This is a genomic window from Aromatoleum evansii, from assembly GCF_012910805.1.
Lineage (GTDB): Bacteria > Pseudomonadota > Gammaproteobacteria > Burkholderiales > Rhodocyclaceae > Aromatoleum > Aromatoleum evansii.
In genome coordinates this window covers 1-11,493 of record NZ_WTVK01000099.1, presented here as the reverse complement: position 1 = coordinate 11,493, position 11,493 = coordinate 1, and the positions used below count along the sequence as shown (strand labels likewise).

The following is an 11,493-nucleotide window of genomic DNA, read 5'->3' as shown; positions in this document are numbered from 1 at the left end:
GGCTGAGGGTAGCCGCGCGACTGTTGGCGAGGGCGTCATGCGGGCGGCGACGCAGGTCAGCGCCGATGAGGAGGCCATCCCGATCGTTGGGCGGGTCTCGGTCATGCAGGTCGTCGCGCTCGATCGACGCTGCGCCGGGGCGGCAGCTCAATTTGCCGACAATTTCGGTCACCACGCCGACATAGGCACCATGAACGGCAAATTCCCGAAGGGGAAGTTGCCGCTCGTCGTCGCAGCCGCCGTAGCAACGGCGGCTTTGGAGCGACACGGCCGAACTGGCACAATCGGCCAACAGCTGCCGCACGTCGTTCCGACAAAGTGGCCGTTCGAAAGGCTCCTTCGCTCGGAGACCGGCCGGATCCCTGCCCGCAGACTCTGGCCGAATCGGCAACCAACTCGCGCGGCCAGACGAGCCGCTTTCCCACAAGGCGAGAGCGCATCCGATAGCGCCTCGTGACGCGCAAAGTCCCCCCGTCGCCCTTCGACGACGGGCTGGATTCAGCCCCTATTCCGCGAGCTTGCGCATCTCGCAGATCAGGTCGGACTTGCCCTCGAAGCCGATGCCGGGCAGCTCGGGCAGGGTGACGTAGCCGTTCTCTACCTTGACCCCATCGGGGAAGCCGCCGTAGGGCTGGAACAAGTCGGGGTAGGACTCGTTGCCGCCCAATCCGAGGCCGGCCGCGATGTTGAGCGACATCTGGTGGCCACCGTGCGGAATGCAGCGACTGGCCGACCAACCATGCTGCTTGAGCATGTCCAGGGTGCGCAGGTACTCGACCAGTCCATAGCTCAACGCGCAGTCGAACTGCAGCCAGTCGCGATCGGGGCGCATGCCGCCGTAGCGGATCAGGTTGCGCGCATCCTGCATCGAGAACAGATCCTCACCGGTCGCCATCGGCTTGTCGTAGTAGTTGCGCAGCGTGGCCTGCAGTTCGAAGTCCAGCGGGTCGCCCGGCTCCTCATACCAGAACAGGTCGTACTGCGAGAGCGCCTTGGCGTACTGGATGGCGGTATCCAGATCGAAGCGCCCGTTGGCGTCCACCGCCAGCTTCTGGCCGTCCTGCAGCACGCTCAGGATCGAGTCGATCCGGCGTAGATCCTCATCCAGCGATGCGCCGCCGATCTTTTTCTTGACCACCGTGTAGCCACGATCGATGTAGCTGCGCATCTCGTCCTTCAGTTTCCCGTGATCCTGGCCGGGGTAGTAATAGCCACCGGCGGCATACACGAAGATCTTGCGATTCGCCTGGCCGTCGCCATATCGATCGGCCAGCAACTGGAAGAGCGGTTTGCCTTCGATCTTAGCCACTGCGTCCCAGACCGCCATGTCGATGGTGCCGATTGCCACCGAGCGCTCGCCATGGCCGCCCGGCTTTTCATTGGTGAACATGCAGCTCCAGATCTTGTGCGGGTCCAGATTGTTGCCGGTGGCATCGACCAGGCTTTCCGGGTCGGCTTCCAGGATGCGTGGAATGAAACGCTCGCGCATCAGGGTGCCCTGGCCATAACGGCCGTTGGAGTTGAAGCCGTACCCGATGACCGGTTTGCCGTCGCGGATCACGTCGGTGACGACGGCCACGAGGCTGAGCGTCATCTTGCTGAAGTCGATGTAGGCGTTGCGGATCGGGGAGCTGATCGGAACGGTCTTCTCGCGAATTTCCACTATTTTCATCTGCGTCTCCTTGAGGGCTCGAAGCTGGTAAGTCAGCTCCAGTGACGCTAGGATAGTTATAAGCGTCGCCCTCATGTTTCATCCTGAAGTGACATCACTATTAAATAATGCTTAAGATTGCAAGCTTCTCCGAGCTCGAGTTCTTCGTGCTGCTGAACCGGCTGGGCAGCCTATCGGCGGCCGCGCGGGCGCTCGACATCACGCCCCCGGCCGCCACGATGCGCTTGGCGGCGATGGAAAAGCGCATCGGTGCGCGACTGCTCAATCGCAGCACGCGCAAGATCAGCCTGACGCCCGAGGGGGAGATCTACCTCCAGCATGCGAGCCGCCTGATCGACGAGCTGCGGGAGCTGGACGAAATCGTCTCGGGGAACGGCCACGCGCCGCGCGGACGCCTGCGCGTCAACGCGCCGCTCGGATTTGGCCGGACCGTGATCGCGCCGCTCGTCTCGACCTTCACCGCCCGGCATCCCGATGTCGAGGTGCAACTGGAGGTCACGGATCGTCCGATCGATCTGATCGAGAAGGGCTTCGACCTCGCGGTGCGGTTTGGCGAGTTGCCGGACAACCGGATCAATGCGCGCCGGATCATGTCGAATCGGCGCTTTCTCTGCGCCTCGCCCGCCTACCTGGAAAAACACGGCACGCCGAGGAAGCTCGACGATCTGACCCGGCACCGCTGCATCGTCCATCGGCAGAACGACGATGCGTACGGCGTGTGGCGCTTCCTCGTCGACGGGCGCACCGAGATCGTCAAGGTCCATGGCGCCCTGTCCAGTAACGATGGCGACATCGTCCAGGGCTGGGCGCTGGACGGTCAGGGCATCGTCATTCGTTCGGAGTGGGATGTGATCAAGCACCTGGAAAGCGGCCGGCTGCGGCGACTTCTTCCCGAGTTCACGCTGCCGAGCGCGGATCTCTACGCCTACTACCCGAGCAAGAAGAATCTGCCTGCCCGGGTCAGGACGTTCATCAACTTCCTGGTCGAGCAACTGGCGAGCGAAGCGGCATAGCCCGTCGGTTTATGGCGTTGCAATCGCAGACAGTTTTCGTGCGGAGATAGCGCCTGCTCTCCGAATCACGCAAGTAATTTCGCTTGCGGGGTGCCGAGGATGTACACGAGAAGCTCTATCGGTATCCTGCGCGCCAGGACTTGACGCGAAGATGGCCGGGCTGCTGCCCGTGAGCGACCGCGTCGAGTGGCGGCTCCGCCCAGAGAGCCGACCTGTTGGCGCGCGATGAAAACTACCCAGTTTTAGCGGGGTGTGCGCGCTGAAAATTACCCATGGTCATTAACCTCCGCCGCTTCCGTTGTGAAGCGGGGAACCGAGGAGATGATCACCATGAACATGCTGGGTAAGGTAAGGCGGCTGTACTACCGCGACGGGCTGTCGCTGTCGGAGATCGAGCGGCGCACGGGGCTCACGCGCAAGACGATCCGCAACTGGCTGCAGGCGCCCGAGGGGGTGGAACCGAAGTATCAGCGCCGCGTCGGGGATACCAAGATCACGCCGTATGCGGCGCAGTTGGTGAAGATGCTGGAGGTCGATGCGCGAAGACCGGTGCGGGATCGGCGCAGCGCGCTCAAACTCTTCACCGAACTGCACGCGCAGGGGTTTGACGGCGACTACAGCCGCGTCACCGAATTCATCCGGCGCTGGCGCGCGCAGCGCGGCGCCGCGGTCACCAAGGCCTTCGTGCCGCTACAGTTCGAAGCGGGCGAAGCGCACCAGTTCGACTGGAGCGAGGAACACCTCGTGATCGGCGGGGTGTGGCGCAAGATCCTCGTCGCCCATCTGAAGCTGTGCTACAGCCGTGCCTTCGTCGTGCAGGCCTACCCGACGCAAAGCCACGAGATGCTCTTCGACGCGCATGCGCGGGCGTTTGCGGCCCTGGGCGGAATTGCCCGGCGCGGCATCTACGACAATATGAAGACGGCGGTCGACCGCGTGAAGAAGGGCAAGGCACGCGTGGTCAATACGCGGTTTGCGGCGATGGCCTCGCACTATCTGTTCGACCCGGACTTCTGCAACGTTGCCGCGGGATGGGAGAAGGGCGTCGTCGAGAAGAACGTGCAGGACAGCCGGCGGCGCATCTGGCAGGACGCGGCGGCGGTGCGCTTCGGCTCCTTCACGGAACTGAACCTGTGGCTGCTGGCCCGCTGCCGCAGCCTGTGGCAGGAACTCAAGCATCCCGACTACGACCTGACCCTGGTCGAGATGCTCGACCAGGAACGGCCGCAGTTGATGCCGATGATCGTGCCCTTCGACGGCTACGTGGAGACCGTCGGTAAGGTGTCGAGTACCTGCCTCGTGAGCTTCGATCGCTGTCGCTACTCGGCGCCCTGCGAACTGGTGGGTCAGGTGGTTGGCGTCCGCGTCTACCCGGAGCGCATCGACCTCGTCGCCCACGATGCGGTGGTGGCGAGCCACGTGCGCAGCTTTGGCCGCAACGAGGCTCGCTACGACTGGCAGCACTACCTACCGCTGATCGCGCGCAAGCCCGGGGCGCTGCGGAACGGTGCCCCCTTCGCCGACATGCCCGAGCCGCTGCAGCGGCTGCGCGCCTTGCTCCTCAAACGCGAGGGCGGCGACCGCCTCATGGCCAAAGTGCTTGCCGCCGTCCCCGCGCACGGTCTGGAGACCGTGCTGGTGGCCATCGAAGTGGTGCTCGACTCCGGGCGCCCGAGCCCCGAACACGTCGAGAATGTGCTGAACCGACTCAAGTCCACACCGCCACCGGAGCAGGTCGCGACGGCGCTCACCGTGAGCGAGGCGCCGGTAGCCGATCCGCAACGCTACGACCGCCTGCGTGGGGAGGCGAGCCATGCGTGACCTGATCGCCGAACTCAAGAGCCTGCGCCTGTACGGCATGGCCGACGCGTGGGCTGACCTGACAGCTCAAGGGGAGACGACCGTGCAGAGTTCGCGCTGGCTTCTCGAACATCTGCTGCAGGCCGAGGACGCCGACCGGCACGTGCGCTCCATCGCCTACCAGTTGCACGCGGCAAAGTTCCCGGTGCACCGGGATCTCGCCGGTTTCGACTTCGAACAGTCCAAGGTTGATCACGAACTGATCAAGGATCTCGCGACCCTGTCCTTCACCGAAGCCGCCCACAACGTCGTGTTCATCGGCGGAACGGGCACCGGGAAGTCGCACCTGGCGACGGCGATCGGCGTTTCCGGGATCACCGGCTACAGCAAGCGGGTGCGCTTCTATTCCACCGTCGATCTCGTGAATCTGCTCGAACAGGAGAAGGCCGCCGGCAAGGCGGGCCGCCTCGCCTTCTCCTTGCTGCGCATGGATTTGGTGATTCTCGACGAGCTCGGATATTTGCCCTTCAGCCAGTCGGGCGGGGCCTTGCTCTTCCACCTGCTCTCGAAGCTCTACGAGCACACCAGCGTGATGATCACGACCAACCTAACCTTTGGCGAATGGGCGACCGTGTTCGGCGACGCGAAGATGACCACGGCGCTGCTCGACCGGATCACGCACCACTGCCACATCGTCGAGACCGGCAACGAGTCCTACCGCTTCCGCCAAAGCACGGCCGATGCGAAGTCGCGCATCCGGGCGCGCGAGCAGAGCAAACGCGGAAAGATCACCGTGACGGAGGACGAACCCTTCTGAGCGGGCGCCGCGCAGAGGGAACCCGCTCCGGGCCGCGCCCTGCGCGGGTTCCCTCTGCGCACTCCGACACGCCCACCATCGGAACCGAAAAACCGATCCGTTGGGCTACACTGAAAGGCAGTCCACGCGATGACGTGCGACTAAAGTCCCTGGGTAAAATTCAAAGCGCACGGCTGGGTAATATTGGACGCGCGCCGACAGTTGAGGTCATCGCCGAATTGGGTGATGGCGATGAAACGCTGCAAGTGACGGTCCTGATCATCTTCGGTGATGAGGGGCCAGGTCAGGCCCGATTCCTTCATCGCCTGGAAACAGACGAACAGGATCTCGATCGCGAAATCGACCTTCGAAAGCGCAACGCCGAGCCGCGGCAAGACGACGACGGAGCCAAGCAGGTTCGGCTGTGTGCGGAACACCTCGTCGGCGAGTTGCTCTTTCTGCTGCAGGTCCATCGCTTGTGCAGCAATGAGCGCTCTGGCCATGGCGTCGCGCGTGATTCGGCTCATTCGGGCGTTTCCGCCTGTTCGGCGGGAATGAATGGGATCAGGCCTTTCTCATAGGCGAGGCGCTGCAGTTCAAGCGGGGCGGTGCGAATGTCCATCATCAGGCCGTTGACCTGCAGTATCCATACCATCGGGTTATCCGCGAGCCGGCTGGGCAAGGTCCATTCATGCGAGAAGGTGCCCATCTTGAGCGTGTCCCGGATCGCCTTCGACTTGTTCTGCCCGGTGCTCTCGGCGATCCCGAAAAACGTGTAGATGACCTTCGGCTTGCAGTGAGGATCGTGCGCCGGGTCGTCGAGGAAGTTCACCCGGCCGACCGCATGCACGGCCGCAGCCGCCCAGACGCAGTCCTTGCCGCTCGACAGCGGCGAAGGGCGTTTGCGGGCGAGCGCGCCCACAACACGGTGGATCATCCGGCGATATTCTTCGTTGAGGTGCTGCGCGCAGAACGCGTCGGTCAATGCGGTGATGGCAGCGAATTTCTCTGCCATGGCCTTGGGAATTCGCTCGGGCGTGGTCATGGTGGCGGCAAGAAGGCAAGACGCAACATTGTCACTGATTGGCCAGCCGACACCAACGGGTCGGGACCGGACGATACGGCTCATGGAACCTGCCGCTCGGGCTGATTCTCGATGTGACGACTGCAGACGGTTCCACACCGGTCGCCGGAACTGCGTCGAACGAAAGGCAATTCCGGTGGAGATGCTACTGCAGATGGCGGGCTGCGCAAGTGACTCGAGGAACAGTTGCCCGTCGTCGGTCACACCGACCCGTCACTTGATTGATTCATCTCCAATCACTAAGATTAAAATCGAATCGCTGCGAGAAGTAGGCTCTTTGAAGAGCGGCCGCAACTTGTCGTGGCCGGGGACTCAACCGACGCCGTGACGGCGGCGGGGCATCCTCCCCGAGCCGGGATAACCGGGGTGCTGACTCCGGCAAGTTCCGATGAATCGTGTAATTCCGCAGACGCCGGAGAGTTCAAATGGCACAGACCGAAACCAAAGTACTGACCGCACATGTCCCCCTCCCGTTGGCGGAAAAAGTCGATCAGATGGCTGCCCGACTTGAACGATCGCGCGGCTGGATCATGAAGCAGGCGCTGTCGGCCTGGATCGACCAGGAGGAAGAGCGCAGCCGCCTGACCCGCGAGGCGCTTGCCGACGTGGACGCCGGTCGGGTCATTGACCATCAGGCCGTGCAGGCATGGGCCGACAGTCTCGGCACCGACACACCATTGCCGGTGCCGCGCTGATGGAGCTGAAGTGGACCGGCAAGGCGCTCTCCGACTTGGCGCGTCTGTACGAATTTCTCGCCCCGGTGAATAAGCCTGCCGCTGCGCGCACGATACAGGCGCTCACGGCTGCGCCGTCAAGTTTGCTGGTGAACCCACGTATCGGCGAACGGCTCGATGAATTCGAGCCGCGCGAGGTGCGGCGGATTCTTGTGGGGCATTACGAGATGCGCTATGAGATTCAGGAATCGACGATCTACATGCTGAGGCTGTGGCACACCCGAGAGGATCGCTGACATGGCCTTGGCGCCAACCTATTAAAAGCCAGAGCGCAATTTGCCAGCCTGTGTGGGGCCGCCAACCAAGAGTACCACTGTCTGGCGAACTTTGCATTGAGCGGCAGGTGTGCGATCGCCTGCTTGTGGCGCGAATTCAGTATCGCGCCGTTTTATGTGGCGCGAAAATAGCCAGCCGTGCCGCTGATCGGCGCTCGGCGCCCGCATATGACGATCTGGGTCATCGCACTTACTGCGTGTATTTCACGCAGCGCGGCCTGGAAGTGGTGATCCTGCTGGCGGGCGGCGACAAGTCGACCCAAGCCAAGGACATCCAGACTGCTTGAAGCTGGCACGGGAACTGTACGAGAAGGCGATGGCACTCAAACTGCGCAAATGGAACACGGCGGAGCACCTCGAGACCGAGGAGGACATGGCGCTCTACCTCGAGGCCTGCCTGGAAGAAGCCGGGGACGATGCGGCCTTCATCACCAAGGCGCTGGGCGACATTGCGCGCGCCAAAGGCATGACCCAACTGGCCAAGGACTCCGGTCTGGGGCGGGAGAGCCTGTACAAAGCACTTTCCGGCGAGGGCAATCCGAGCTTCGCCACCATCCTCAAATGACGCACGCGTTGGGCCTGCAACTGCATGCGGCACCGCGCCAGGCGCCGGGTTGATCGCTGCAGCGCTGCGCATCTCCTGCATTGCTGTCTGGCGACAGGCCTGAAACCCTGCGTGAGATTTGCGTGGCTTCACGAAGCGCCATGCCGCATTGCTGTATGCATTTGGAAGAAATCAAGTGACGTCCAACGACTTTCAAAAGTCCTGCGTAGTTCTGTGCAGTTGCTGGCTTTGGCGCGACGTTGTTTTGAAAGAAAAGTGACGCAAGTGTTTGATTATACGTGTTAGGACCCAGTCTTGTGGCTCCAGGTGTCACCGGTTCGATCCCGGTATGTCGCCCCAAAAATCAAGTACTTGGCGAACTTGCAAAATTGTTCGTCATTACGAAGTTGTGACTTGTGACGCGGGAAGTGGTTGTTTTTCCAGGTAAGAGCACTGGATTCCCGCGTCGCAGACTCCCCCGCGCTGTCGCGCCGCCGCAGCGAGCCTTTCCTTTCTTTGCAGTCACGTGTTCAGCCGAGCGATCCTGGCGTCCGCACAGGCCGGTGTGCTACTCCCACTGCCTGCCCGACGGGCTCAAGGAGCACCGCCCGCAACATGGGCGACGAGGAGTTGCGCTTCATCGCCGATCGCGGCGGCTTCATCGGCGTGACCATGTTCCCGCCCTTCCGGGGATCCACGCGAACGTGGTGGATTACGTGGAGGCGATCGACGACACGATCAATCTGGTCAGTGAAGATTGCGTGGGCATCGGCACGGATTTCACTCAGGGCTCGGGCGACCATCGTTCTTGAGCGCTCGGCCTTCGTGCTCGCTCAGTCTCAAACGCAGGGGCGCCTGTGCTACATGTTTGCCGGTTCGTTTGCCGGGGCGATGGACTTGCTCGCCGACGAAGCGGCCCGAGAGATACGGGCACGTTGTGGCATCGTGCGCAGCCCCTGGGGTTGCGCACTGCCTATTTGAAGTCGCCCCAATTGTGGAGCGATAGCGGCCACGCCCCCGGTTAAACCGGTGTGCGATGCAGTTCTCTATGCGGTCGTTTCTGATTCACACGGCAGGGTTGCATCGTGTACTGACAATGACACTACGCCTGCTATACTGCGGCCATTGAAGGAAAGGATCGGCCATGCCCTCTACTCCCCCCATCGCCAAGCGCGATACGCTGAATTTGCGCATCAAACCCGAAGTGCGCGGGCTCATTGACCGTGCCGCCAAGGCGCGGGGGAAGAACCGCACCGACTTCATTCTCGATGCGGCCCGGGCCGCTGCCGAAGAAGCTCTGCTGGATCAAGCCCTGCTGGCGGTCAGTCCGGCGGCCTACGCCGAGTTCGTGGCTCGCCTGGACCGCGCCCCGGCCCCCAATCCCCGCCTCCAGAAAACCCTGCAAACGCCGGCCCCGTGGGATCGGCAGTGAGTCTTTCTGCGCCGGAACCGCTGGCTGCGCATCACGACACAACGGCGTTCTCCTGCGGCGTCGAGGGTCTGGATCACTGGCTCAAACAGCGTGCACTAAAGAATCAGGCGACCGGCGCTTCCCGTACCTTTGTCGTCTGCGACGGCAACCGGGTGGTCGCTTATTACGCTCTGGCCTCCAGTGCCGTGGCGGTGGAGGCAGCCACCGGCCGCTTACGACGCAACATGCCTGATCCCATCCCGGTGGTCGTCCTGGGCCGGCTTGCGGTCGACCATTCGCTTCAAGGTGGCGGGATGGGCCGCGCGCTCGTGCGTGATGCCTGTTTACGAGTTATCGCCGCTGCCGACGCCATCGGCATTCGTGGCATGATCGTTCACGCCTTGTCGGAGGCCGCCCAGGCCTTTTACGAGCGTGTCGGATTCGACCCGTCTCCCCTCGATCCGATGACTTTGATGGCGACGATAACTGATCTCCGAGAGGGACTGTAGCCGGCGAAAGAAAGCCCGCACAAGGCGGGCTGAATCCGACCCAAGGGTCAGGCATGGCGCCGCTGAGCGCCATGCGGCAGCTGTCGGCACCACTGCCACCGCTCAATCGGTGCAGGCGGGCCGGCAGCTGAGGCCGACAACGTGGCATCGAGTGCGCAAAGTAGACTACTGCTTGTCAGCCAATGGTGGCCCAAGCCTTGGTAATCGTGTCGGTCAGAGATCCCCGGGATTCCCCGCTGCTCTGTAAAGGAGCATCAGAACGATACAGTTGATTGATCAAGTCGGACACGATATCGAACGTGCGGAGAACATTCGGGTAGAGCATACTCGTCCCGTGCGCGTGGATGTTTCGAATCCGAGGCAGAATGTCGACAAAGTTGCCGATCCAGTCGTAAGCGAGATCTGCATCGGTCGGTTGCACACAGGTCTCGTCCAAAACCTTTTCTTCAATACCTGAGACGATCATTTCCTGCAGCGCCTCATGCTGATAGCGCTCGCGTGCTAACAGGCTGTTGATTTAATAAAATTCCAGCAATGGCAAGGCTTTCATGGTCGGTATAATTCCATGCGGATCAAGAAGCCAATAATCCCGATGCGCGGCACCGACCACAAACAGAACGCCCTTCTTAGCTACGTCAATATTGAGGACCGCATTCCTGCCGACCACCCGTTGCGTCGAGTCAAAGTGCTGGCCGATTTGGTGCTGCGTGCGATGTCGCCGACTTTCGATTCGCTTTATGCCGAAGGCGGCCGCCCCTCGATTGCCCCGGAACGATTGCTGCGTGCGTCGTTGCTGCAATGCCTGTTCTCGATTCGCTCGGAGCGCGCGCTGGTCGAGCATATCGACTTCCCCCTGAGTCAGAATAGATGTCGCCTCGATAGAATCTGAAACCGAGGGGCGATCACGGAAGAACGAAGTGGCCAGATACGGACAATCATTCAAGGACAAGGCGGTAGCGAGGCTGTTGCCGCCGGAGAGCGCATCGGTGGAGGCAGTTTCCCGCGAACTGAGCATCTCGGCGGGGACGCTGGAGCGCTGGCGCGCAGATGCGCTGTCCAGGCCCGCTCGCGAGCGGGCCTGGACAGCGCGGGCCCGATTCGAAGCGGTGTTGGCAACGGCGGCGATGGACGAGGCCAGCAAGGGCGCCTGGTGCCGCGAGAACGGCGTATATCCGCAGGAACTCGAGCGGTGGCGTGGCGCAGCGACCGAGGCGCTGGCCGAACCTGAGGAGGCGCGTGCCAGCCTGGGCCAGACGAAGGCCGACCGGCGACGCATCAAGGAGCTCGAGCGCGAGTTGCGTCGCAAGGACAAGGCCTTGGCCGAGGCGGCAGCACTGTTGGTGCTGTCAAAAAAAATGGAGGCGATCTTTCCCAAGGACAAGGACGAGGACGCATGATCGGCCTGGAAGATCGCCAAACGACGGTCCGCCACATCGAGACTGCCCATGCGGGCGGGGCGCGTTTGCGCCCGGCCTGCGAAGTGGCTGGCATTACGGTTCGCACGCTGCAGCGGTGGAAGACACAGGACCGGAGCAAGTCAAGATAGTTGTCGCCTGATTCATGCAACTAACCGCCCTATGTCTTCAGCATGCAAATGTTCGCTGACGATCGCATCGCGCTCGGGGTTGAGCGTGACGGCGCTGATCGGCGACCAG

The 11,493-nt window shown here is 62.4% G+C and carries 15 protein-coding genes and 2 pseudogenes; 12 read left to right on the top strand and 5 right to left on the bottom strand.

All coding sequences use genetic code 11. The features are described from left to right. Positions 1 to 304, bottom strand: a 304-nt coding sequence (locus GO615_RS26375; RefSeq protein WP_169132831.1) for a hypothetical protein, incomplete at its 3' end; no start/stop codon positions are given. A gap of 201 nt (positions 305 to 505) precedes the next feature. Continuing rightward, on the bottom strand, positions 506 to 1,672 hold the full coding sequence (locus GO615_RS26370) for a mandelate racemase/muconate lactonizing enzyme family protein (protein WP_169132830.1): 1,167 nt from the start codon (positions 1,670 to 1,672) through the stop codon (positions 506 to 508). A gap of 107 nt (positions 1,673 to 1,779) precedes the next feature. Between GO615_RS26370 and GO615_RS26365 the strand changes: the two genes are divergently transcribed. The 3 genes from GO615_RS26365 to istB all read left to right on the top strand — a co-directional run bounded on the left by GO615_RS26365 (position 1,780) and on the right by istB (position 5,302). Then, complete coding sequence (locus GO615_RS26365) at positions 1,780 to 2,685, top strand: LysR family transcriptional regulator (RefSeq protein WP_169132829.1); 906 nt, start codon at positions 1,780 to 1,782, stop codon at positions 2,683 to 2,685. A 330-nt stretch (positions 2,686 to 3,015) separates the two neighbouring features. Then, positions 3,016 to 4,506, top strand: a complete 1,491-nt coding sequence (gene istA / locus GO615_RS26360; RefSeq protein ID WP_169132828.1) for an IS21 family transposase — start codon at positions 3,016 to 3,018, stop codon at positions 4,504 to 4,506. After that, positions 4,499 to 5,302, top strand: a complete 804-nt coding sequence (gene istB, locus GO615_RS26355) for an IS21-like element helper ATPase IstB (RefSeq protein WP_169132827.1) — start codon at positions 4,499 to 4,501, stop codon at positions 5,300 to 5,302. Before istA ends, istB begins: the two co-directional genes overlap by 8 nt. A gap of 140 nt (positions 5,303 to 5,442) precedes the next feature. Here the strand turns inward: istB and GO615_RS26350 are convergent, their stop codons facing one another. Next, on the bottom strand, positions 5,443 to 5,808 hold the full coding sequence (locus GO615_RS26350; protein WP_169132826.1) for a hypothetical protein: 366 nt from the start codon (positions 5,806 to 5,808) through the stop codon (positions 5,443 to 5,445). Next, entirely contained in the window at positions 5,805 to 6,410 is a 606-nt protein-coding gene (locus GO615_RS26345; protein ID WP_211167375.1) for a DUF6398 domain-containing protein, read from the bottom strand. Before GO615_RS26345 ends, GO615_RS26350 begins: the two co-directional genes overlap by 4 nt. A gap of 380 nt (positions 6,411 to 6,790) precedes the next feature. Between GO615_RS26345 and GO615_RS26340 the strand changes: the two genes are divergently transcribed. The 7 genes from GO615_RS26340 to GO615_RS26310 all read left to right on the top strand — a co-directional run bounded on the left by GO615_RS26340 (position 6,791) and on the right by GO615_RS26310 (position 9,838). Continuing rightward, entirely contained in the window at positions 6,791 to 7,060 is a 270-nt protein-coding gene (locus GO615_RS26340) for a CopG family ribbon-helix-helix protein (protein ID WP_015435492.1), read from the top strand. Next, entirely contained in the window at positions 7,060 to 7,335 is a 276-nt protein-coding gene (locus tag GO615_RS26335) for a type II toxin-antitoxin system RelE/ParE family toxin (protein WP_041656042.1), read from the top strand. Before GO615_RS26340 ends, GO615_RS26335 begins: the two co-directional genes overlap by 1 nt. A gap of 107 nt (positions 7,336 to 7,442) precedes the next feature. Next, the gene (locus tag GO615_RS28735) at positions 7,443 to 7,661 is read left to right on the top strand and encodes a type II toxin-antitoxin system RelE/ParE family toxin (RefSeq protein ID WP_211167374.1); all 219 of its coding nucleotides are present in this window, start codon (positions 7,443 to 7,445) and stop codon (positions 7,659 to 7,661) included. A gap of 29 nt (positions 7,662 to 7,690) precedes the next feature. Next, the gene (locus GO615_RS26325; RefSeq protein ID WP_169132825.1) at positions 7,691 to 7,939 is read left to right on the top strand and encodes an addiction module antidote protein; all 249 of its coding nucleotides are present in this window, start codon (positions 7,691 to 7,693) and stop codon (positions 7,937 to 7,939) included. Positions 7,940 to 8,533: 594 nt separating this feature from the next. After that, positions 8,534 to 8,899, top strand: coding sequence for a hypothetical protein (locus GO615_RS29720; protein ID WP_211167373.1), 366 nt, complete (start codon positions 8,534 to 8,536; stop codon positions 8,897 to 8,899). Positions 8,900 to 9,062: 163 nt separating this feature from the next. After that, on the top strand, positions 9,063 to 9,350 hold the full coding sequence (locus tag GO615_RS26315; RefSeq protein WP_169132824.1) for a type II toxin-antitoxin system TacA family antitoxin: 288 nt from the start codon (positions 9,063 to 9,065) through the stop codon (positions 9,348 to 9,350). Next, positions 9,347 to 9,838, top strand: a complete 492-nt coding sequence (locus tag GO615_RS26310) for a GNAT family N-acetyltransferase (protein ID WP_169132823.1) — start codon at positions 9,347 to 9,349, stop codon at positions 9,836 to 9,838. The genes GO615_RS26315 and GO615_RS26310 overlap by 4 nt, the downstream gene beginning before the upstream one ends. A 175-nt stretch (positions 9,839 to 10,013) precedes the next feature. Here the strand turns inward: GO615_RS26310 and GO615_RS26305 are convergent, their stop codons facing one another. Next, a complete protein-coding gene (locus GO615_RS26305) occupies positions 10,014 to 10,304 on the bottom strand; it encodes a hypothetical protein (RefSeq protein WP_169132822.1) in 291 nt (96 codons plus the stop codon). Between the two features lie 126 nt (positions 10,305 to 10,430). Here GO615_RS26305 and GO615_RS26300 point away from each other — a divergent pair. Beyond that, positions 10,431 to 10,694: pseudogene (locus GO615_RS26300) on the top strand (transposase); the annotation flags it as partial. A gap of 61 nt (positions 10,695 to 10,755) precedes the next feature. Beyond that, a pseudogene (locus tag GO615_RS26295) lies at positions 10,756 to 11,366 on the top strand (IS3-like element ISAzo10 family transposase); the annotation flags it as partial. Positions 11,367 to 11,493: the final 127 nt, after the last annotated feature.